The following is a 22,239-nucleotide window of genomic DNA, read 5'->3' on the forward strand; positions in this document are numbered from 1 at the left end:
CCTTAGATCTTGCCATCGCGGCGGATTTCGGCCAGCACGACAGTGATGCCACGCTTGTCGATGATGCGCATGCCTTTAGCAGATACGCGCAGACGAACAAAACGTTTCTCTTCTTCAACCCAGAAGCGGTGATGCTGCAGGTTCGGCAGGAAACGACGACGGGTTTTGTTATTTGCGTGGGAAATGTTATTCCCAGTCACCGGACCCTTACCGGTAACTTGACAGACTCTCGACATGCCTCAGCCCTCTAAAACCACATGCCCAACCCGGCATGGGTTGGCCGCTTAATCTCTCAGTCATGGCGCCAGGCGCCGCGTTTCTTTAAGGGTCTTACCGGCTACACCTACAAACGAAGGAACCGGGCCCCTAGAAAAGAGCGCTGCTTTATACCAGAAAGACTAAAGAGCAACAACACGAACTGTGGTTTGCTGTAATTAATTAAGTCGGCAGTCTAACGGCATTTCGCGCTAAAGCCTATGCCTGCTTGGGTTTTACCGCTCGTCGCGAGATGAAAGGTTTCAGTGCGAAAATTGCGCTTTATTGCAGTCGGCGACGGCCGCGACAAGGGCGGACGGGTCTTGATATGGCCGAAAATACCCCCGTTTCGAGCTCTGCAGGCGCCTTCGGCAGCCACTACAGGGAACGGATCGTATTAAAAAGTAGTCATTTGTCCATCAGGTCACTAGGGTTAGTCTTTTCCAGACTGCACCTGCAGATGGGCCACATCGACTTGCAAAGGAAACAGATCATGCGCCTCGCTGCCGCCCCCTTATTGCTTACCTTTTGCCTGAGTCCGCTGGTTCAGGCGGCCACCTTGAGTGTTTGCACCGAGGCCAGCCCCGAAGGGTTCGATGTGGTGCAGTACAACTCGCTCACGACCACCAATGCCTCGGCAGACGTGCTGATGAATCGTCTGGTGGATTTTGATGCCCGGGCTGCCAGGTTGGTGCCGAGTCTGGCGCAAAGCTGGTCAGTGTCCCCTGACGGTCTTGTGTACGACTTCAAATTACGCCCCGGGGTCAAGTTTCACAGCACGCCTTATTTCACCCCGAGCCGTGAACTGAATGCCGATGACGTGCGCTTCAGCTTCGAGCGCATGCTTGATCCGGACAATCCGTGGCACAAGGTGGCGCAAAGCGGTTTCCCCCATGCGCAGTCCTTGCAACTGCCGCAGCTGGTGAAAAAGATCGAAACCCCGGATCCGTTGACCGTGCGCTTTACCCTCAGCCATCCGGATTCAACGTTCCTGCCGGCGCTGAGTATGGGCTTTGCATCGATCTATTCGGCCGAATATGCCGACAAACTGCTCAAGGCCGGGACGCCGGAGCTGATGAACAGCCAGCCGATCGGTACCGGGCCTTTTGTGTTCTCGCGCTTCCAGAAAGACGCGGTGGTGCGTTACAAGGCCAACCCGGACTATTTCGCGGGCAAGCCGGCCATCGACGGGCTGATTTTTGCCATCACCCCGGACGCCAACGTGCGCCTGCAGAAATTGCGCCGCAATGAGTGCCAGATTGCCCTCTCGCCCAAACCGCTGGATGTGGATGCCGCCACCAAGGACCCGGCGTTGAGCGTTGCGCAAACCCCGGCTTTCATGACTGCTTTTGTGGCCATCAATAGTCAGCATCCGCCACTGGACAAGCCCCAGGTGCGGCAGGCGATCAATCTGGCCTTCGATAAAGACACTTACCTCAAGGCGGTGTTCGAGAACGGTGCACAGACCGCCAATGGCATCTATCCGGCCACGACCTGGAGCTATGCCAAAGATTTGCCGGGCTATGCCCATGATCCGCAAAAAGCCAAAGAGCTGCTGGCCAGTGCAGGCTTCAAGGACGGCTTTAAAACCACCATCTGGACCCGGCCGACCGGAAGCGTGCTGAACCCGAACCCAAGCCTTGGGGCGCAGTTGCTGCAGGCGGACCTGGGCAAGGTGGGCATCAAGGCGGACATCCGGGTGATTGAATGGGGCGAATTGATCCGTCGCGCCAAAGCGGGTGAGCACGACCTGTTGTTCATGGGCTGGGCCGGTGATAACGGCGACCCGGACAACTTCCTGACTCCGCAGTTTTCATGCGCCGCGGTGAAGTCCGGGACCAACTTTGCGCGTTATTGCGACAAGACCCTGGACAGCCTGATCAGTGAGGGCAAAACCCTCACCGACCAGGACAAGCGCAGCGCGCTGTATCAAAAGGCCCAGGCCCTGATTCAGCAGCAGGCGCTGTGGCTGCCGCTGGCACACCCAACGGCCTACGCGCTTACCCGTAAAGACGTACAGGGTTATCAGGTGAGTCCGTTCGGGCGTCAGGACTTTTCGACGGTCAGCATCAAGCCCTGAGTGTCACATCCAGCCATGTTCGACCATTGAGAGCGGTTCACCGTCGCCAACGATAAAGTGATCCAGAACCCGCACTTCGATCAGGTCCAGCGCATCGCTCAGGCGCTTGGTCAGGGTGCGGTCGGCCTGGCTGGGCTCGGTGACACCCGAGGGGTGGTTGTGGCAAAAAATCACCGCTGCGGCGTTATGTGCGAGGGCGCGCTTGACCACCTGGCGCGGGTACACGCTGGCACTGTCGATGGAGCCCCTGAACAGCACTTCAAAGGACAGCATCCGGTGTTTGGAGTCCATGAACAGGCAGCCAAACACTTCGTGGAGTTCGTGACGCAGTAACGACTTGAGATAGTCACGAACGGCCTGCGGGCTTTCTAGCGCCGAGTCCCGGCGCAGGCGCTCGGCCAGGTGCCGGCGGCTCATCTCCAGTACCGCCTGCAACTGGCTGAACTTGGCCGGCCCGAGCCCCAGCTGGCGACAGAACCCGGCGAGGTCGGCTTCGAGCAGGGCCCTCAGGCTGCCGAATTCAGCGAGTAAATGCCGTGCCAGGTCGACCGCGCTTTTGCCCGAGACCCCGGTGCGCAGGAAGATTGCCAGCAGTTCGGCGTCGGAAAGACTGGATGCTCCGTGTTCTAAAAGCTTCTCGCGCGGCCGCTCTGCTGCCGGCCAATCCCTGATGCTCATAACACCTCCATGTAAGTGGGCGCCGCTGTTCCCTGGCAGGCGCTGTGTTATCTTAGCCCATCATTTTTGCGTGGCATTTGGCCATTTTCCGCGCAGTCATCATCGAACTAGAAGGCAGGCCTATGCAGCGGCTGTATCGAAAACGCATTGTTTTGGGCGTCGGCGGCGGCATCGCGGCTTACAAGAGTGCAGAGCTGGTTCGCCGTTTGCTGGATCAAGGCGCCGAAGTGCGGGTTGTCATGACCCGTGGCGGTAGCGAGTTCATCACTCCGCTGACCATGCAGGCCCTGTCCGGGCACCCGGTTCACCTGGATTTGCTGGACCCGGCGGCTGAAGCCGCGATGGGCCATATCGAGCTGGCCAAGTGGGCTGATCTGGTACTGATCGCGCCAGCCACGGCTGACCTGATCGCCCGTCTTGCCCAGGGCCTGGCCAATGATCTGCTGACCACCCTGGTGCTGGCCACTGACGCGACGGTCGCCATTGCGCCGGCGATGAATCAGGCCATGTGGCGTGATCCGGCCACCCAGGCCAACACCCGATTGCTTGAAACCCGCGGCCTGCGCGTGTTTGGTCCGGCTTCCGGAAGCCAGGCCTGCGGTGACGTGGGCTTTGGCCGCATGCTTGAGGCCGATGATCTGGTGCACTGCGCCGCCGAGTGTTTTCAGCGTCAGGTGTTGACCGGCAAGCATGTACTGATTACGGCAGGCCCGACCCAGGAAAACATCGACCCGGTGCGCTATATCACCAACCACAGCTCCGGAAAAATGGGCTTTGCCCTGGCTGAAGCGGCGGTTGAGGCCGGTGCCCGGGTAACCCTGATTACCGGGCCGGTGCACTTGCCGACCCCGGACCGGGTGAGCCGGATCGATGTGGTCAGTGCCCGCGACATGCTCGCGGCCTGTGAAGCGGCGATCCCCTGTGACGTGTTTATTGCGTCCGCTGCAGTCGCGGATTACCGCCCGGAAGTCGTTGCCCCGCAGAAACTCAAGAAAGACCCTACCAAGGGTGACGGCCTGTTGCTGCAGATGGTGCGCAATCCAGACATTCTGGCCACCATCGCTTCGCGCCCTGACCGCCCTTTTAGTGTCGGCTTTGCCGCAGAGACCGAGCACTTGCTCGATTACGCTGCGCGCAAGCTCAAAGACAAAAACCTCGACCTGATTGTGGCCAACGATGTGGCTAACCCCAGCATCGGCTTCAACAGCGAAGAAAACGCCTGCAGCGTGATTGACCGTCAACTGCATGCCACTGTGTTTGCCCAGACCAGCAAGGGCAAAATTGCCCGCCAGCTGATCACTTTTATCGCCGAACGTCTGAACCAGGTTTAACTCGTATGCACGCTTTGCAAGCCAAAATCCTCGATCCACGCATTGGTAGCGAATTTCCGCTGCCGCAGTACGCCACGCCCGGCTCCGCCGGTCTTGATCTGCGCGCCATGCTTAAACAAGACACCGTTCTGGAACCGGGCCAGACCCTGTTGATCCCGACCGGTCTGTCGGTATACATCGGTGATCCGGGCCTGGCGGCGCTGATCCTGCCGCGCTCCGGCCTGGGTCATAAGCACGGCATCGTGCTGGGTAACCTGGTCGGCCTGATCGACTCCGATTATCAGGGCGAACTGATGGTTTCGTGCTGGAACCGTGGTCAAACCGCCTTCAACATCACCATCGGTGAGCGTATTGCTCAGCTGGTGCTGGTGCCGGTGGTGCAGGCGCACTTTGAGCTGGTCGAAGAATTCGACGAAAGCCAGCGTGGTGCTGGCGGCTTCGGTCATTCCGGCAGCCTCTGATTGTACTCAGGTCAGGCGCCCTGCCTGACCTGACTCGTTAGCGTGGTAATTCAGGATGAAGCTCGCGCCAATGCAGTCACTCTGTTTATTGCCAAAATCGATGGCAGCCTTGTGCCATACGCCCCGTAATGCCAACTGGCCTCACGAACTCTCGCGTCAAAACGCCGTCCAAAGCCACAGCTTATGCTCGACCGCTCCCCGTCAACCGGTGAATGCTCGCCGTAGGGCAAGGTCGACGTTCGTGTGCCTGGCAGTTTCAGTGCACACCCCGAATTCTCAGAAAATGGAGCATCCTTTTTAATGAGCAGCCCAGCTTCGGTCGCGCCGCAATTCCCTGACAGCATCTTCCGCGCCTATGACATTCGCGGTGTGGTGCCTGAAACCTTGACCGCTGAAACTGCCTACTGGATTGGCCGTGCCATTGGCGCCGAAAGCCTGGCCCAGGGTGAGCCCCATGTATCGGTGGGGCGTGACGGGCGGTTGTCGGGTCCGGAACTGGTGGAGCGTTTGATTCAGGGTGTGGCCGACAGCGGTTGCCATGTCAGCGATGTAGGCCTGGTACCGACGCCGGCGCTGTATTACGCGGCCAGCGTGCTGAGGGGCAAGTCGGGGGTGATGCTCACGGGCAGCCATAACCCGTCCAACTACAACGGCTTCAAGATCGTGATCGCTGGCGACACCCTGGCCAACGAGCAAATACAGGCGCTGCATACCCGCCTCAAGAGCAATGATCTGACTTGGGGTGAAGGCAGCATCACCCGGGTTGAGATTTTGCCGCGCTACTTCGATGAAATTACCGGGGACATCAAGCTGGCCCGGCGTCTTAAAGTGGTGGTCGACTGTGGTAACGGTGCGGCAGGCGTGATTGCCCCGCAACTGATCGAAGCCCTGAATTGCGAAGTGATCCCGTTGTTCTGCGAGGTGGACGGTAATTTCCCCAACCACCACCCGGACCCGGGCAAGCCCGAGAATCTGCTGGACCTGATCGCCAAGGTTAAAGAAACCAATGCCGACCTTGGCCTGGCCTTTGATGGCGACGGCGACCGTGTCGGTGTCGTGACCAATACCGGCACCATGGTGTTCCCGGATCGCTTGCTGATGCTGTTCGCTCAGGATGTGCTGGTGCGCAACCCGGCTGCCGAGATCATTTTTGATGTGAAATGCAGCCGTCGTCTGGCGCCCTGGATCGAAGAATGTGGCGGTCGGCCACTTATGTGGAAGACCGGTCATTCGTTAATCAAAAAGAAGATGAAGGAAACCAGTGCCTTGCTGGCCGGAGAAATGAGCGGGCATATCTTTTTCAAAGAGCGCTGGTTCGGTTTTGATGACGGTATTTACAGTGCTGCGCGCCTGCTGGAGATCCTCAGCAAGCGCCAGGCGACAGCCGAAGAGCTGTTTGAGACCTTCCCCAACGATATTTCTACGCCAGAGATCAATATCGATGTGACGGATGAGAGCAAATTCAGCATCATTGACGCCCTGCACGATGCCCAATGGGGTGAAGCCGCCGAGCTGACCACCATTGATGGTGTTCGGGTCGACTATCCACACGGCTGGGGCCTGGTTCGCGCCTCCAACACCACTCCGGTGCTGGTGCTGCGATTCGAGGCAGAGACCGAGGCCGAACTGCAACGTATCAAGGATGTCTTTCACGCCCAATTGAAGCGTGTGGCGCCTGATCTCCAACTACCGTTTTGATCGATTTGTTCTACCGGAGCCCTGAATGACCCTCGAACGTGATGCCGCCTCCAACGTCGCCAAGGTTTTGTCCGAAGCGCTGCCCTATATTCGCCGTTACGTCGGCAAGACGCTGGTGATCAAGTACGGCGGCAACGCTATGGAAAACGATGAGCTGAAAACCGGGTTTGCCCGCGACATCGTGTTGATGAAGGCCGTGGGTATCAATCCGGTCGTGGTCCATGGTGGCGGTCCGCAAATCGGTGATTTGCTCAAGCGCCTGTCCATCGAGAGCCATTTCATCGACGGTATGCGGGTCACAGACTCGCAAACCATGGATGTGGTTGAAATGGTGCTCGGCGGCCATGTGAACAAAGAGATCGTCAACCTGATCAACCGCCATGGCGGTAGCGCCATAGGCCTGACCGGTAAAGACGCCACGCTGATCCGGGCCAAGAAAATGGTGGTTACCCGCCAGACACCGGAAATGACCAGCCCGGAAATCATCGATTTCGGGCATGTGGGCGAAGTGGTCGGGATCAACACTGACCTGCTGAACATGCTGACCAAGGGTGATTTCATCCCGGTAATTGCGCCGATTGGCGTGGGTGAAAACGGCGAGTCCTACAACATCAACGCGGATCTGGTGGCGGGTAAGGTCGCCGAAGCGCTGAAAGCTGAAAAGCTTATGTTGCTGACCAATATCGCGGGCCTGATGGACAAGCAGGGCAAGGTGCTGACCGGGCTGACCACTGCCCAGGTGGATGACCTGATTGCCGATGGCACCATCTACGGCGGCATGCTGCCCAAGATCCGCTGCGCGCTGGAAGCCGTGCAAGGTGGCGTGACCACTGCGCACATCGTCGACGGTCGTGTACCGAACGCGGTGCTGCTGGAAATCTTCACTGATACCGGTGTCGGTACCCTGATTACCAACAGCAAGACGGTTTAAGCAAAACCAGAAAAGCCCCGTCCGGCGATTGCCGGGCGGGGCTTTTTTTTGGCTGTGCGGACTAGATCCCGTACTGCGCCCGATAGGCTTCAACGGCTGGCAGGTATTGCTTGAGCGTTTCGTCTTCGGCCAGGTACTGCAGCACCTGGTTCAAGGAAACGATGCTGACCACAGGAATACCAAAGTCACGCTCGACTTCCTGAATGGCTGACAGCTCGCCATTGCCACGCTCCTGACGGTTCAGGGCAATCAGCACGCCTGCGGCTTTGGCGCCCTGGGCCTGGATGATCTGCATGACTTCACGGATGGCGGTGCCGGCGGTGATCACGTCGTCGATGATCAGGATATTGCCTTCGAGCGGCGAGCCGACCAGGCTGCCACCTTCGCCGTGGGCTTTGGCTTCTTTGCGGTTGAAGCACCATGGCAGGTCGCGGTCATGGTGTTCTGCCAGGGCCACTGCGGTGGTTGCCGCCAGTGGAATGCCTTTGTAGGCCGGGCCAAACAGGACGTCGAAGGAGATACCGCTGTCAACGATGGCGGCAGCGTAGAAACGCCCCAGTTGAGCCAGTGCGGAGCCGGTGTTGAACAGGCCGGCATTGAAGAAGTAAGGACTGGTGCGCCCGGACTTCAGGGTGAACTCACCGAAGCGCAAAACGCCGCGATCGATGGCAAAACGGATGAAGTCGCGCTGATACGCTTGCATGTAAAGGCCCCAGATGCCACGGATTTAGCTAATTGGTTAGACGGCGTGTATCATACACGCACGTGATTTTTGGGGCCATTTATGCGGATCATCAGTGTGAACGTCAATGGTATTCAGACGGCAGTCGAGCGCGGTTTGCTCAGTTGGCTGCAAGCTCAGAATGCCGACGTTATCTGCCTGCAGGACACCCGCGCCTCCGCCTTTGAACTGGACGATCCAGCCTACCAGCTGGATGGCTACTTTCTTTATGCCTGCGAAGCTGAAGTCCCTGCCCAAGGCGGTGTGGCTTTGTATTCGCGCTTGCAACCGAAAGCAGTCATCACTGGGCTTGGCTTCGAGACGGCCGATCGCTACGGGCGCTACCTGCAAGCCGATTTCGATAAGGTCAGCATCGCGACCTTGCTGCTCCCTTCGGGGCAGAACGGCGATGAAGACTTGAATCAAAAATTCAAGCTAATGGACGACTTTGCACGCTATCTGGATAAGCAGCGTCGCAAGCGTCGTGAGTACATCTACTGCGGCTCGCTGTATGTGGCGCAGCAGAAACTCGACATTAAAAACTGGCGTGACAGCCAGCAATCTCCTGGTTTCCTGGCGCCTGAGCGGGCCTGGATGGACGAGATTGTCGGCAATATGGGCTATGTCGATGCCCTGCGTGAAGTCAGTCGTGAAGGCGATCAGTACAGCTGGTGGCCGGATAACGAACAGGCCGAGATGCTTAATCTGGGCTGGCGTTTCGACTACCAGTTGTTGACACCGGGTCTGCGCCGCTTCGTACGAAGCGCTCGCCTGCCGCGTCAGCCACGCTTCTCGCAACATGCGCCATTGATCGTGGACTACGACTGGACACTGACTATCTAGGTGTTTTTTCGAAGCCACAAAAAAGCCGACATCGCTGTCGGCTTTTTTGTGGGTGCTGGTTTACTTGATCGGGCGCCAGGTGAAGGGGTAGCGGTATACCACTCCGTCATTGGCCTTGACGCCGGCAATCACCACCAGCACCACTGCGCCGATCAGGACCAGGCCGAGCAGGGCGAAACCGATCAGAACAAACATCAGCACGTAGCAAATGGCCGAAGCAATCGCCACGGTGATCTGAAAGTTCAGGGCTTCCTTGCCCTGGTCATCGATGAACGGATCGCTTTCACGCTTTACCTGCCACAGGATCAGCGGGCCGATCAGGCTGCCAAACGGAAACCACATCCCGAGGAACGCTGAAAAGTGACAAAACATGGCCCATTTACGAGCATCGCGGCTCGGCTCGGGTTTTGAAAGGTCCAGCTCGCTCATGGCGTTCTCCAGATGGTTACAGACGGCTTCGGCATACAGCTCGGCGATGTTAGTCGGCCAGTGCAGCTTGTTGCAGGGCGAAAATTTCGGTCATGCCCTTTTGCGCCAGTGCCAGCATGGCGTTCAGCTCTTCAGGCTGGAATGGCGCGCCTTCGGCAGTGCCCTGAACTTCGATGAAGCCACCGGTGCTGGTCATTACGACGTTCAGGTCGGTTTCGGCTGCCGAATCTTCAGGATAGTCGAGGTCGAGCACTGGCTCGCCCTGATACATGCCCACCGAGACCGCTGCAATCATCTGCTTGAGAGGGTCGCCGCCCTTGAGGCCGCCGCGTTTCTTGATCAGCTTCAAAGCGTCGACCAGGGCAACCATGGCGCCGGTGATCGAGGCCGTGCGAGTGCCGCCGTCGGCCTGGATCACGTCGCAGTCGACGTACAGGGTGATGTCGCCCAGCTTGGACATGTCCAGTGCGGCGCGTAGCGAGCGGCCGATCAGGCGCTGGATTTCCAGGGTACGTCCGCCTTGCTTGCCGCGGCTGGCTTCACGCTGGTTGCGGTCGCCGGTGGCGCGGGGCAGCATGCCGTATTCGGCAGTCAGCCAGCCCTGGCCCTGGCCTTTAAGGAAGCGTGGCACGCCGTTTTCGACGCTGACGGTGCAGATGACTTTGGTGTCACCGAACTCGACCAGTACAGAACCCTCTGCGTGTTTGGTGTAGTTGCGGGTGATGCGGATCGGACGGAGCTGATCGGCAACGCGACCACTTGGACGTTTCATGTGGGATACCTGTACGGGACGGAAAACTGCCGAGCATTATAAAGGCCATGGCCCGACAGGACACGCCTAATAATTGCATGCCCGGCTCGCCGCCCCCTTGGGAGCGCCATGACACCGGGTACTTTTACGACAGACGTCATTTGGGGCCGTCCCCTGCACTGCGTTACAATCCTTCGCCTCAATGGCCGTCAGGCTAAATTCATCGAATCGCGAGGTACCTCCATGGTGCATAGCATGACCGCCTTTGCCCGCGTCGAAAGTGCCGGCACTCAGGGCACCCTGAGCTGGGAGCTGCGCTCGGTCAATAGCCGCTACCTGGAGCCGCACCTGCGCCTGCCCGAGTCTTTGCGTGACCTCGAAGGTGCGGTGCGTGAAGCGCTGCGTCAGGGGATCTCACGTGGCAAGCTGGAATGCACGCTGCGTTTCACCGAAGAAACCACGGGCAAGCCGCTGCAGGTTGACCGTGAGCGTGCGGCGCAACTGGTGGCCGCCGCCGAATCCATCGCCAGCCTGATCAAGCAGCCGGCTGCGCTGGATCCGCTGAAAGTGCTGGCCTGGCCAGGCGTATTGGTGGCGGATGCAAGCGACCCTCAGGCCCTGAACAATCAGGCGCTGGTGCTGTTCAAGCAGGCGCTGCAGGAACTGAAAAACGGCCGCGAGCGCGAAGGCGCCGAACTGGCGCGCCTGATCAGCGAGCGACTGACCGCGATCGAGGCTGATGTCGAGACTTTGCGTGAACTCGTGCCACAGATGCTGGCCACCCAGCGGCAAAAGGTGCTCGATCGCTTTGCTGACATGAAGGCCGAGCTTGATCCCCAGCGTCTTGAGCAAGAAATGGTCCTGCTGGCGCAAAAAAGCGACGTCGCCGAAGAGCTTGACCGCCTGAGTACCCACATCCTTGAGGTGCGGCGCGTGCTCAAGTCCGGTGGAGCCGCCGGCCGGCGCCTCGACTTCCTGATGCAAGAACTCAACCGGGAGGCCAACACCCTCGGTTCCAAGGCATTCGATCCGCGCAGTACCCAGGCGGCGGTCAACCTCAAGGTGTTGATCGAGCAGATGCGCGAACAAGTACAGAATATTGAGTAAGGCTCTCCCTGACATGACCCATAGCACCGGCACCCTTTATATCGTTTCTGCCCCTTCGGGCGCAGGCAAGACCAGTCTGGTCAAGGCATTGATCGACCTCGAACCGCAGATTCGCGTCTCGGTTTCGCACACCACCCGCGCCATGCGCCCGGGTGAGGTCAACGGCGTGAACTATCATTTCGTCGAACGCGAAGAGTTCGTGAAAATGATCGAACACGGTGATTTCCTGGAGCGCGCCGAGGTGTTCGGCAACCTTTACGGTACTTCGCAGAGCCATTTGCAGCAGACCCTGGATGAAGGTCACGACCTGATTCTGGAAATCGACTGGCAAGGCGCCGAGCAGGTTCGCCAGCTGATGCCGCAGGCGCGTTCGATCTTCATCCTGCCGCCGAGCCAGCAAGCCTTGCGTGAGCGTCTGGACAATCGCGGGCAGGACAGCGACGAAATCATTGACGGGCGCATGCGTGAAGCCGTGAGTGAAATGAGCCACTACGTCGACTATGACTACCTGATCATCAATGATGATTTTGCGCTGGCACTGGAGGACCTGAAGGCAATTTTTCACGCCAATCGCCTCCAGCAAAAACGTCAGCAGCAGCGTTTTGGCAAATTACTGGCTGAATTGCTGGGTTAAAGGGCTCTTCCCAAAACCCCTGTAAGGGCTTTACATTGGCGCTTACAGCGGGTTTCGGGGGGCGCTTGAAAAATCAGCGCTTCCCTAATGGCTGGTGATTTTTTAAACTGTTGAGTCCGCTCGCCCATCCGGGCAGCGCGCATATTGCATTTGCTACGAGGAAGACCATGGCCCGCGTAACCGTTGAAGACTGTCTAGAACACGTGGATAACCGCTTTGAGCTGGTCATGCTCTCTACCAAGCGTGCCCGTCAACTGGCCACCGGCGGTAAAGAGCCTTTGGTTGAGTGGGAAAATGACAAGCCTACCGTTGTTGCCTTGCGTGAAATCGCTGCAGGCCTGATGAGCTACGAGTTTATCGCCAACGCTGAAATCGTCGAAGACGAACCGCTGTTCGCAGCGTTCGAGGACGAGTCCAACGAGGCGAACTAAGCCTATGCCCGGTCGACGTAGCACGGCGAAGGGTAAAAAGTTTTGGCAGGAGGTTTCCTCTTGCCGAGCATAGACGCCCTCGCCGATCGCTTGTCGACTTACCTCAGTGCGGACCAGGTCAATCTGGTCCGACGAGCGTACTTCTACGCCGAACAAGCCCACGACGGCCAACGCCGACGTAGCGGCGAGCCTTATGTCACGCATCCGCTGGCAGTGGCGAACATTCTTGCCGACATGCATATGGACCATCAAAGCCTGATGGCTGCCATGCTGCATGACGTGATCGAAGACACCGGTATTGCCAAGGAAGCGCTTGTCGCGCAGTTCGGCGAAACCGTGGCCGAACTGGTCGATGGCGTCAGCAAGCTGACCCAGATGAACTTCGAGACCAAGGCCGAAGCCCAGGCTGAAAACTTCCAGAAAATGGCCATGGCCATGGCGCGGGATATTCGCGTGATTCTGGTCAAGCTGGCTGACCGTCTGCACAACATGCGTACCCTCGAAGTGCTGTCCGGCGAAAAACGCCGGCGGATTGCCAAGGAAACCCTGGAAATCTACGCGCCCATTGCCAATCGGCTGGGCATGCACAGCATTCGTATCGAATTCGAAGATCTCGGTTTCAAGGCGATGTACCCGATGCGCTCCGCGCGCATCTATCAGGCGGTCAAGCGCGCCCGGGGCAATCGCAAGGAAATCGTCAACAAAATTGAAGAGTCGCTCAGCCACTGTTTAGCCGTAGACGGCATTCAGGGCGAAGTCAGCGGCCGTCAAAAGCATATTTACGGCATTTATAAAAAAATGCGCGGCAAGCGCCGGGCCTTCAACGAGATCATGGACGTTTACGCGTTCCGGATCATCGTCGACAAGGTCGACACCTGCTACCGGGTTTTGGGTGCTGTACATAATTTGTACAAACCACTGCCGGGACGGTTTAAAGACTACATCGCGATTCCCAAAGCCAACGGCTATCAGTCGCTGCATACCACGCTGTTTGGCATGCATGGCGTACCGATCGAAATTCAGATCCGTACCCGTGAAATGGAAGAAATGGCCAACAACGGTATTGCCGCCCACTGGTTGTACAAGTCCAGTGGCGACGAGCAGCACACGGGGACCCATGCCCGGGCGCGGCAATGGGTCAAGGGCGTGCTGGAGATGCAGCAGCGCGCCGGCAACTCCCTCGAATTTATCGAAAGCGTGAAGATCGACCTGTTTCCGGACGAGGTCTACGTGTTCACGCCTAAAGGCCGGATCATGGAGCTGCCCAAAGGCTCCACCGCAGTCGATTTTGCCTACGCGGTGCACACCGACGTCGGCAACAGCTGTATTGCATGCCGTATCAACCGGCGTCTCGCACCGCTGTCCGAGCCGCTGCAAAGTGGTTCCACGGTCGAGATCGTCAGCGCCCCCGGTGCCCGCCCCAACCCGGCGTGGCTCAACTTTGTGGTTACCGGCAAGGCGCGTACGCATATCCGTCACGCCCTGAAATTGCAGCGCCGTTCCGAGTCCGTGAACCTTGGCGAACGCTTGCTGAACAAGGTGCTCAACGGCTTCAACAGCGCGCTGGACAAGATCCCGGCCGAGCGCATTCAGGCCATGCTTCAGGAGTATCGTCTGGAGCAGGTCGAAGACCTGCTGGAAGACATCGGCCTGGGCAATCGCATGGCTTACGTCGTTGCCCGGCGTCTGATGGGGGAAGGCGAACAGCTGCCGAGCCCGGAAGGTCCACTGGCGATTCGCGGTACCGAAGGTCTGGTACTCAGTTATGCCAAATGTTGTACGCCGATCCCGGGAGACCCGATCGTGGGTCACCTGTCCGCGGGCAAAGGCATGGTTGTGCACCTGGATAACTGCCGCAATATCAGTGAAATTCGGCACAACCCCGAAAAATGTGTCCAGCTTTCGTGGGCCAAGGATGTCACCGGTGAATTCAACGTCGAGTTGCGTGTCGAACTGGAGCACCAGCGTGGCCTGATTGCGCTGCTTGCCAGCAGCGTCAACGCAGCCGACGGCAACATCGAAAAAATCAGCATGGACGAACGCGATGGTCGTATCAGCGTTGTCCAACTGGTGGTCAGCGTGCACGACCGTGTGCATCTGGCCCGCGTGATCAAAAAACTGCGCGCCCTTAACGGGGTTATCCGCATCACTCGTATGCGTGCGTAGCCATCTAATTACAAGGAGTCACCCATGACCAAGACTGTAATCACCAGCGATAAGGCACCTGCTGCTATCGGTACTTACTCTCAGGCGATCAAAGCTGGCAATACTGTCTACATGTCCGGTCAGATCCCGCTGGACCCAAAAACCATGGAACTGGTTGAAGGTTTTGAAGCCCAGACCATTCAGGTATTCGAAAACCTGAAATCCGTGGCTGAAGCAGCAGGCGGTTCGTTCAAGGACATCGTCAAACTGAATATTTTCCTGACTGACCTCAGCCACTTCGCCAAGGTCAACGAAATCATGGGTAAATACTTCGAACAGCCATACCCGGCTCGTGCCGCTATCGGCGTTGCGGCCCTGCCAAAGGGTTCGCAGGTTGAGATGGACGCTATTCTGGTCATTGAGTAACACCCCTCGGCGCAGCGCCTTCATGCTGCGCCAACCCCCCGCTTGCCCCGCTTTAAAAGGATTCCGCCATGCGCAAAGCGCTCGCTTTCTCGCTGCTCACCATTTTCCTGGGTGGCTGTGCCAGCGGCCCCGCCCATCGCGATATCAGTGGCGTCTGGATCAACCAGGCCGCGATCAATGAAGCTGCCAAAGGCGGCAATTTGCGTGAAGCCCTGCTGGCCAACGGGCCAAATCTTGAATGGCAAATTGATTCCAGACAGGCCAAAGCCAACTACACCAATGGTTTTGAGTGGGTTGAAGGCAAGCTGATGCCTGGAAACAAAGGGGTTTGGCAGGTCAATATTTATGGCAGCGCGGCCACCGACTTGAGCCTCAATGGCGACGAGCTGGTACAGGCTGCGGGTGAGTCCGATCCGCAACAATCCTTTGTTCGTTCCCCCATCAACCTGACAAGCGACGCGCCTTTGGGCACCAATTTCGAGCACGCGCTCAAGACTGCCTATCTGGGCGGTCAGTGGCGTGTGGTCAGCGGTAAAGGGCAAGGCAATCAAGTGACCTTTTTTGCCGATGGCCGGATTACCGGTTTACCTGAAGCCAATGCTTACGCCCTGTGCCTGGCGGGCGACTGCGCATCAATGAGCGGCGAGTACGACAGTCTCTGGCTGGAACAGGACGAGACAGGTGCGGCGCACATTTTTGTGCGCAATGGTCGCCAGCTGGAGATCTTCCAGGCGCTGGATTCTGCCAAGCCTGACGAAATGCCCCAGCTATACCCGGGCAAGCGTGAATGGGTACTGGAAAAGCAGCTTTAAGCCTGGCCTGCTGCAAGAGCTTGCTGGCGATGGTATCGCCGGCAAGCTCGCTCCCGCAGAGAGAGTCAATCCGCTAGCATCGCGCTGTAGCCTTCGCGATAACTCGGATAGCGCGGTTCCCAGCCCAGGGCCTTGGCCCGTGCGTTGCTGCAGCGTTTGCTGCCGGCCCGGCGCACGCTGGCTTCGGCAGCCCATTCGGTAATACCCAGACGTTCACGCAGCCAGCCCACGACTTCAGCCAAAGGTACCGGCGCGTTATCCACGCCGATATAGCAATCCTCCAGGGTTTTGCCCTGCAGGTCGGCCTGGAGCAGGAATGCCAGAAGGCCGCCTGCGTCATCGGCATGGATGCGGTTGCCATACAGCGGCGGATCGACTGCCACGCGATAGCCCTTGCGGACTTGCCCCAACATCCATTCGCGACCGGGTCCGTAAATCCCGGTGAGGCGCACCACGCTGGCAGCAATACCGCTGTTCAATGCGATCTGCTCGGCTTCACGCATGATTCGCCCCGAGTAGCTTGTGGCTTCGGCAGGCGAGGTTTCATCGACCCATTCGCCTTCCGTCTGGCTATACACCCCGCTGCTGGAGACAAACAGCAAGCGCTTTGGCTGCTGGCCTTTTTGCTTGAGCCAGCCCAGCGTGTGCTTCAAACCTTCTATATAAGCGGCCTGATAGCCGGCCTCGTCGTGGTCGGTGGCGGCGGCGCTGTACACCAGATAGTCAATGTTGCCTTCAGGCCATTGCCCGGGGCACTGGTCGCTGAACAGGTCCCCCGCCACGCCTGTGACGCCTGCAGGTAACCGCTCAATGGAGCGTCGCAGCCCATAGACCTGCCAGTTATTGGCCGGCAGTTGAGCCGCCAGACGACTTCCGACATCACCGCATCCGGCGATCAGAACCGAGGCTTTGGGCATCTCAAAACTCCTAATTTAAAGTTACAAAAGTACATGTTCAGGCACGACCAAGGTCGTGACTTTTGAAAAAAACAGATGCTATTGCTTTTGTTAACAAGAATTACTTGCAATAATAACTCATCATTTGCCCCGGGTCTCAAGACGCGTTGCAGGGCATAACCTTCTTACTTTTCTCAGGTCCGGCTAGCATGACACGCAATCATTCCACCGCTTCGCCAACCCAGTTTTTGAGTCCGGCACGCCTCTGGCGCGGGCTTGCTGCGCTGATGTTCAGCCTTTTGCTGGCCCCGGGCGCAGTCTTTGCCGACGAGCCAGCGGCTCCGGCTGCTCCGGCTGCGCAACCGGCTATTGAGGCTGCGGCCCCAGTTGCTGCGCCGGGTGCAACCGACCCTGTGCTGGCTGAAGGCGCTGTTGCCCCGGCCGATGACGCTCCGCAAGTTCTTGAAGAAGACAACACGCTGGGCATGGCCCATGACCTGTCTCCTTGGGGCATGTACAAAAACGCGGACATCATCGTCAAGATCGTCATGATCGGCCTGGCTATCGCCTCGATCATCACCTGGACCATCTGGATTGCCAAAGGCTTTGAAGTCCTGGGCGCCAAGCGTCGTCTGCGGGTTGAAATCGCCAACCTGAAAAAAGCCCGCACCCTCAAGGAAGCCAGCGAATCTGCAACCAAAGAAGGCACGCTGGCGCACCTGCTGGTGCAGGACGCACTGGAAGAAATGCGCCTGTCGGCCAATAGCCGCGAAAAAGAAGGCATCAAGGAGCGCGTCAGCTTCCGCCTTGAGCGTCTGGTTGCCGCCTGTGGCCGCAACATGAGCAGCGGCACCGGCATCCTCGCCACCATCGGTTCCACCGCACCGTTCGTCGGTCTGTTCGGTACCGTTTGGGGGATCATGAACAGCTTCATCGGTATCGCCAAAACCCAGACCACCAACCTGGCCGTTGTGGCACCGGGTATTGCCGAGGCCCTGCTGGCCACTGCACTGGGCCTGGTTGCTGCGATCCCTGCGGTAGTGATTTACAACGTCTTCGCCCGCTCTATCACTGGCTACAAGGCTCAAGTGGCAGACGCATCGGCAGAAGTGTTGCTGTTGGTTAGCCGTGACCTCGATCACCTGCCGCCCGAGCGCAGCTCGCAACCGCACATGGTGAAAGTGGGGTAATCGGCCATGGGCCTGCATTTAAAAGAAGGCGATGACGATCTCGCCGAGAACCATGAAATCAACGTCACGCCTTTTATTGACGTGATGCTGGTACTGCTGATCATCTTCATGGTGGCAGCACCGCTGGCCACTGTGGATATCAAGGTTGACCTGCCAGCTTCCACCGCCAAACCGGCGCCTCGTCCCGAGAAGCCGGTGTTCCTCAGCGTCAAGGCTGACCAGCGCCTGTACCTGGGTGAAGAGCCGGTCAGTGTTGAAGCCCTGGGTGCGACCCTGGATGCCAGGACTCACAACAAGAAAGACACGACGATCTTCTTCCAGGCCGATAAAGGCGTGGACTACGGTGACTTGATGGGCGTGATGGATGCATTGCGCGCAGCCGGTTACTTGAAGGTGGGTCTGGTCGGACTAGAGACGGCAGCCAAGAAATGACCATAGCGCGCCAAAAGATGACGCGTTACGCAATCAGCCTGGTCGCGGTGTTGGCTATCCATGCAGTGGCAGTCATTCTTGCCATGCAATGGTCCAGCCCGCGGGCCGTCGAACTTCCACCGCAAGCGATGATGGTTGATCTGGCACCGCTGCCAGCACCGCCACCGCCTGCGCCGCCGAAAGTGGTGACACCGCCACAGCCGCCGGCCCCTGTGGAAGAGCTGCCGATACCCAAGCTGGCCGAAGCGCCCAAGCCGAAAATAGCTGTCCCGAAACCGGTCAAGCCCAAGCAGAAGCCACAACCGCCCAAGCCTGTGGAAAAAACCGAGCCGGTTAAAGAGAAGCCTTCAGAAGAGAAACCTAGCGACGCCACACCGACCAAGGCGCCGAGCGAGAAGTCTGCCGCCCCGGCTCCTAGCCCGTCGGCACAACAACTGGCGGCTAAAGCCAGTTGGGAAGGCACATTGCTGGCTCACCTGGGCAAGTACAAGAAGTACCCGGCTTCCGCTCAGTCGCGAGGCAAGGAAGGTCTGAACCGGCTGCGCTTCGTGGTAGACGGTGAAGGCAAGGTGCTGTCCTATGAGTTGGTAGGTCGTTCAGGCAATGCGGATCTGGACCGGGCCACCCTGGAAATGATTCGCCGGGCACAGCCGTTGCCCAAGCCGCCGGCCGAAATGCTGACCAATGGCACCATCGAGATCGTGGCACCCTTCGTTTATTCCATCGATAAACGTCGGCGATAAAGCCTCGGCCCGGATAAAAGTCCTGTAGGCGCTGGCTTGCCAGCGCTGGCAACAGTGCAGTCGCCCGCAACACAGGGGCGGCTGCATCGCTGCTAAACCCGTTTGCACAGTATTAAACCTCCCTTGCATTGATTAGCGACTGTAGCTCCGGGGCTAATGTCTGATAACGTGCGTCTATCGATTGCAGCCGCTATGCTTGGCTCGCAGCCACAGGGACGCCCGCTATGACGCTTACAGAATTACGCTACATCGTTACGCTCGCCCAAGAACAACACTTCGGCCACGCGGCTGAACGTTGCCACGTCAGCCAGCCGACCTTGTCGGTGGGTGTGAAAAAACTGGAAGACGAACTCGGTGTGCTGATTTTCGAGCGCAGCAAAAGTGCCGTGCGCCTTACCCCGGTGGGCGAAGGTATCGTTGCCCAGGCGCAAAAGGTACTGGAGCAGGCCCAGGGCATTCGTGAACTGGCCCAGGCCGGCAAGAACCAGCTGACCGCTCCGCTCAAGGTAGGCGCCATTTACACCGTAGGCCCGTACCTGTTTCCGCACCTGATTCCGCAGCTGCACCGGGTCGCCCCGCAAATGCCGTTGTACATCGAAGAAAACTTCACCCATGTACTGCGGGACAAGCTGCGCAACGGCGAACTGGACGCGATTATCATCGCTCTGCCCTTCAATGAAGCCGATGTGCTGACTTTGCCGCTCTACGACGAGCCGTTCTACGTGTTGATGCCGAGCGAGCATCCATGGACGCAGAAAGAGACCATCGATGCCAGTCTGCTCAACGACAAGAGCCTGCTCTTGCTGGGCGAAGGACACTGCTTCCGCGACCAGGTGCTTGAAGCCTGTCCGACCCTGGCCAAAGGCAAGGACGGCTCGCAGCACACCACGGTCGAGTCCAGCTCGCTGGAAACCATTCGGCACATGGTTGCTTCAGGGTTGGGCATTTCGATCCTGCCATTGTCGGCTGTCGACAGTCACCACTATGCCCCGGGCATATTGGCTGTGCGTCCGCTGACTCCGCCGGTACCTTTTCGTACAGTCGCCATCGCCTGGCGTGCCAGCTTTCCGCGGCCCAAGGCGATTGAAATCCTCGCCGACTCGATCCGCCTGTGTTCGGTGGCCAAGCCGCCTGCCGCGAAGTAAGCCTGCCGATGACCGAGTTGTCGAAAGTGGCGGTCACCGCGCTCAAGGGCGTAGGCGAGGCCATGGCAGAAAAATTGGCCAAGGTGGGCCTGGAAAACCTGCAGGATGTGCTCTTCCATTTACCGTTGCGCTATCAGGACCGGACTCGCGTGGTGCCCATCGGCGCCCTGCGCCCCGGTCAGGATGCGGTGGTCGAAGGCCGGGTGATCGGCGCTGATGTGGTCATGGGCAAGCGTCGCAGCTTGCTGGTACGGATCAATGATGGCACCGGGGGCCTGAGCCTGCGGTTCTACCATTTCAGCAATGCACAAAAAGAAAGTCTCAAGCGTGGCACCGAAGTGCGCTGCTATGGCGAGGCCCGCCCCGGCGCATCGGGGCTGGAGATCTACCATCCGGAATACCGTGCCATCACCGGCGATGAGCCGCCTCCGGTCGATACCACGCTGACACCGATTTATCCTACAACCGAAGGTCTGACCCAGCAGCGTCTGCGCCAGCTCAGCCAGCAAAGCCTCGCCCTGCTCGGCCCGCGCAGCTTGCCTGACTGGCTGCCGGCGGAGTTGGCCAAGGAGCACCAGCTGGCCCCGCTGGATCAAGCCATTCGCTATCTGCATCAGCCGCCGGCCGACGCCGATGTCGAAGAGCTCGCGTTGGGCCATCACTGGGCGCAACACCGCCTGGCGTTTGAGGAACTGCTGACCCATCAACTCTCGCAGCAGCGATTGCGCGAGAGCCTGCGCTCCCAGCAGGCGCCTGCTTTGCCCAAAGCCGAAAAACTGCCTGCGCAGTTTCTGGCCAACCTGGGGTTCCCGCCCACCGGTGCCCAGGTGCGAGTCGGCAACGAAGTGGCTTACGACCTCAGTCAGCCTGAACCCATGCTGCGCCTGATTCAGGGTGATGTGGGGGCAGGCAAGACAGTGGTCGCTGCGATGGCCGCCTTGCAGGCGCTGGAAGCCGGCTACCAGGTGGCACTGATGGCGCCGACGGAAATCCTCGCCGAGCAGCACTACATCAACTTCAAGCGCTGGCTGGAGCCGCTGGGTCTTGAAGTTGCATGGCTGGCCGGCAAGCTCAAAGGCAAGGCCCGGGCCAGTGCGATGGAGCAAATTGCCAATGGCGCGCCCATGGTCGTTGGCACCCATGCCTTGTTTCAGGATCAGGTGCAGTTCAAGAACTTGGCTCTGGTGATCATCGATGAGCAACACCGGTTTGGCGTCCAGCAACGTCTGGCCCTGCGCAACAAAGGGGTGGGCGGTGTGATGTGTCCGCACCAGTTGATCATGACGGCCACGCCGATTCCGCGGACGCTGGCCATGAGCGCATACGCCGACCTCGACACTTCGATTCTCGATGAGCTGCCACCCGGGCGAACCCCGGTCAATACCGTGCTGGTGGTCGATACGCGGCGCATCGAAGTGATCGAGCGGGTACGTGCAGCCTGTGCCGAAGGCCGCCAGGCCTACTGGGTATGCACCCTGATTGAAGAGTCTGAAGAGATGACCTGTCAGGCCGCCGAGACCACCTTTGAAGACCTCTCCAGTGCCTTGGGCGAGTTGCGCGTGGGCCTGATTCACGGGCGCATGAAGGCTGCAGAAAAGGCCGCAGTCATGGCGCAGTTCAAGGCTGGCGAATTGCAGTTGCTGGTCGCCACCACGGTAATCGAAGTAGGCGTTGACGTGCCCAATGCCAGTTTGATGATCATCGAAAACCCCGAGCGTCTGGGCCTGTCCCAGCTTCACCAGTTGCGTGGCCGGGTAGGCCGGGGCAGCGCCGCCAGTCATTGCGTGCTGCTGTACCACCCGCCGCTGTCGCAAATCGGGCGCCAGCGTCTGGGCATCATGCGTGAGACCAACGATGGTTTTGTGATCGCCGAAAAAGACCTCGAGCTGCGCGGTCCCGGCGAAATGCTCGGCACCCGGCAAACCGGCCTGCTGCAATTCAAAGTGGCTGACCTGATGCGTGATGCCGACCTGTTACCCGCCGTGCGCGACGCCGCCCTGACCCTGATTGAACGCTGGCCGAGCCATGTCAGTCCACTGCTGGACCGCTGGCTCAGGCATGGCCAGCAATATGGCCAGGTATGAAATTTCGTTCAGTAAT

At 58.8% G+C, this 22,239-nt stretch carries 22 protein-coding genes and 1 pseudogene; 17 read left to right on the top strand and 6 right to left on the bottom strand.

The window, feature by feature from the left end:
* Positions 1-2: 2 nt before the first annotated feature.
* Positions 3-236 (bottom strand): 50S ribosomal protein L28, encoded by a 234-nt coding sequence (rpmB, locus tag FEZ21_RS04035; protein WP_003437823.1) that lies wholly within the window; start codon positions 234-236, stop codon positions 3-5.
* 512 nt (positions 237-748) lie between these two features.
* Between rpmB and FEZ21_RS04040 the strand changes: the two genes are divergently transcribed.
* Positions 749-2,335, top strand: coding sequence for an ABC transporter substrate-binding protein (locus FEZ21_RS04040; protein ID WP_010656756.1), 1,587 nt, complete (start codon positions 749-751; stop codon positions 2,333-2,335).
* Positions 2,336-2,338: 3 nt separating this feature from the next.
* Here the strand turns inward: FEZ21_RS04040 and radC are convergent, their stop codons facing one another.
* Positions 2,339-3,013, bottom strand: a complete 675-nt coding sequence (gene radC / locus FEZ21_RS04045; RefSeq protein WP_003437820.1) for a DNA repair protein RadC — start codon at positions 3,011-3,013, stop codon at positions 2,339-2,341.
* A 122-nt stretch (positions 3,014-3,135) separates the two neighbouring features.
* Here radC and coaBC point away from each other — a divergent pair, with 122 nt between their 5' ends.
* The 4 genes and pseudogenes from coaBC (at position 3,136) to argB (ending at position 7,434) form a co-directional block, all read left to right on the top strand.
* Positions 3,136-4,344 (top strand): bifunctional phosphopantothenoylcysteine decarboxylase/phosphopantothenate--cysteine ligase CoaBC, encoded by a 1,209-nt coding sequence (gene coaBC, locus FEZ21_RS04050; RefSeq protein WP_003437818.1) that lies wholly within the window; start codon positions 3,136-3,138, stop codon positions 4,342-4,344.
* Positions 4,345-4,349: 5 nt separating this feature from the next.
* Positions 4,350-4,805 carry a dUTP diphosphatase gene (dut, locus tag FEZ21_RS04055; RefSeq protein WP_003437816.1) on the top strand — a complete coding sequence of 152 codons (456 nt, stop codon included), beginning with the start codon at positions 4,350-4,352 and terminating at the stop codon, positions 4,803-4,805.
* A gap of 321 nt (positions 4,806-5,126) precedes the next feature.
* Positions 5,127-6,503: pseudogene (locus tag FEZ21_RS04060) on the top strand (phosphomannomutase/phosphoglucomutase); the annotation flags it as partial.
* 25 nt (positions 6,504-6,528) lie between these two features.
* Positions 6,529-7,434: an acetylglutamate kinase gene (gene argB / locus FEZ21_RS04065; RefSeq protein WP_003437812.1), complete on the top strand. Its 906-nt coding sequence runs from the start codon at positions 6,529-6,531 to the stop codon at positions 7,432-7,434.
* A gap of 61 nt (positions 7,435-7,495) precedes the next feature.
* Here argB and pyrE read toward each other — a convergent pair whose 3' ends face one another.
* Entirely contained in the window at positions 7,496-8,137 is a 642-nt protein-coding gene (pyrE, locus tag FEZ21_RS04070; RefSeq protein WP_003437809.1) for an orotate phosphoribosyltransferase, read from the bottom strand.
* Between the two features lie 81 nt (positions 8,138-8,218).
* Between pyrE and FEZ21_RS04075 the strand changes: the two genes are divergently transcribed.
* The gene (locus tag FEZ21_RS04075) at positions 8,219-8,998 is read left to right on the top strand and encodes an exodeoxyribonuclease III (protein WP_003437806.1); all 780 of its coding nucleotides are present in this window, start codon (positions 8,219-8,221) and stop codon (positions 8,996-8,998) included.
* A 60-nt stretch (positions 8,999-9,058) separates the two neighbouring features.
* On the opposite strand, the gene FEZ21_RS04080 is transcribed toward FEZ21_RS04075, so the two are convergent.
* Positions 9,059-9,427, bottom strand: a complete 369-nt coding sequence (locus tag FEZ21_RS04080; RefSeq protein WP_003437794.1) for a DUF4870 domain-containing protein — start codon at positions 9,425-9,427, stop codon at positions 9,059-9,061.
* 49 nt (positions 9,428-9,476) lie between these two features.
* A complete protein-coding gene (gene rph, locus FEZ21_RS04085) occupies positions 9,477-10,199 on the bottom strand; it encodes a ribonuclease PH (protein WP_003437790.1) in 723 nt (240 codons plus the stop codon).
* A 222-nt stretch (positions 10,200-10,421) separates the two neighbouring features.
* Between rph and FEZ21_RS04090 the strand changes: the two genes are divergently transcribed.
* From FEZ21_RS04090 to FEZ21_RS04115, 6 genes are all read left to right on the top strand, one after another.
* Positions 10,422-11,285, top strand: a complete 864-nt coding sequence (locus tag FEZ21_RS04090) for a YicC/YloC family endoribonuclease (RefSeq protein WP_003437788.1) — start codon at positions 10,422-10,424, stop codon at positions 11,283-11,285.
* A gap of 13 nt (positions 11,286-11,298) precedes the next feature.
* Positions 11,299-11,919 (top strand): guanylate kinase, encoded by a 621-nt coding sequence (gene gmk / locus FEZ21_RS04095; RefSeq protein WP_003437785.1) that lies wholly within the window; start codon positions 11,299-11,301, stop codon positions 11,917-11,919.
* A gap of 167 nt (positions 11,920-12,086) precedes the next feature.
* Positions 12,087-12,350: a DNA-directed RNA polymerase subunit omega gene (gene rpoZ / locus FEZ21_RS04100; RefSeq protein ID WP_003437783.1), complete on the top strand. Its 264-nt coding sequence runs from the start codon at positions 12,087-12,089 to the stop codon at positions 12,348-12,350.
* A 60-nt stretch (positions 12,351-12,410) separates the two neighbouring features.
* Positions 12,411-14,516: a bifunctional GTP diphosphokinase/guanosine-3',5'-bis pyrophosphate 3'-pyrophosphohydrolase gene (spoT, locus tag FEZ21_RS04105; protein WP_003437781.1), complete on the top strand. Its 2,106-nt coding sequence runs from the start codon at positions 12,411-12,413 to the stop codon at positions 14,514-14,516.
* 24 nt (positions 14,517-14,540) lie between these two features.
* The gene (locus FEZ21_RS04110) at positions 14,541-14,921 is read left to right on the top strand and encodes a RidA family protein (protein WP_003437778.1); all 381 of its coding nucleotides are present in this window, start codon (positions 14,541-14,543) and stop codon (positions 14,919-14,921) included.
* 68 nt (positions 14,922-14,989) lie between these two features.
* A complete protein-coding gene (locus tag FEZ21_RS04115) occupies positions 14,990-15,733 on the top strand; it encodes a hypothetical protein (RefSeq protein WP_160626492.1) in 744 nt (247 codons plus the stop codon).
* 65 nt (positions 15,734-15,798) lie between these two features.
* Here the strand turns inward: FEZ21_RS04115 and FEZ21_RS04120 are convergent, their stop codons facing one another.
* Positions 15,799-16,650: an SDR family oxidoreductase gene (locus tag FEZ21_RS04120; protein ID WP_003437773.1), complete on the bottom strand. Its 852-nt coding sequence runs from the start codon at positions 16,648-16,650 to the stop codon at positions 15,799-15,801.
* A 188-nt stretch (positions 16,651-16,838) separates the two neighbouring features.
* Here FEZ21_RS04120 and exbB point away from each other — a divergent pair, with 188 nt between their 5' ends.
* The 5 genes from exbB (at position 16,839) to recG (ending at position 22,223) form a co-directional block, all read left to right on the top strand.
* Positions 16,839-17,819 (top strand): tonB-system energizer ExbB, encoded by a 981-nt coding sequence (gene exbB, locus FEZ21_RS04125; RefSeq protein WP_003437770.1) that lies wholly within the window; start codon positions 16,839-16,841, stop codon positions 17,817-17,819.
* A 6-nt stretch (positions 17,820-17,825) separates the two neighbouring features.
* Positions 17,826-18,251, top strand: coding sequence for a TonB system transport protein ExbD (gene exbD / locus FEZ21_RS04130; protein WP_003437768.1), 426 nt, complete (start codon positions 17,826-17,828; stop codon positions 18,249-18,251).
* On the top strand, positions 18,248-18,994 hold the full coding sequence (locus FEZ21_RS04135; protein WP_160626494.1) for an energy transducer TonB: 747 nt from the start codon (positions 18,248-18,250) through the stop codon (positions 18,992-18,994). Before exbD ends, FEZ21_RS04135 begins: the two co-directional genes overlap by 4 nt.
* Positions 18,995-19,218: 224 nt before the next feature.
* Positions 19,219-20,139: a hydrogen peroxide-inducible genes activator gene (locus FEZ21_RS04140; RefSeq protein ID WP_003437762.1), complete on the top strand. Its 921-nt coding sequence runs from the start codon at positions 19,219-19,221 to the stop codon at positions 20,137-20,139.
* A gap of 8 nt (positions 20,140-20,147) precedes the next feature.
* On the top strand, positions 20,148-22,223 hold the full coding sequence (gene recG / locus FEZ21_RS04145) for an ATP-dependent DNA helicase RecG (protein WP_003437759.1): 2,076 nt from the start codon (positions 20,148-20,150) through the stop codon (positions 22,221-22,223).
* The last annotated feature ends 16 nt before the right edge of the window (positions 22,224-22,239 follow it).

This window comes from Pseudomonas sp. 9.1(2019), from assembly GCF_009910445.1.
Lineage (GTDB): Bacteria > Pseudomonadota > Gammaproteobacteria > Pseudomonadales > Pseudomonadaceae > Aquipseudomonas > Aquipseudomonas paraversuta.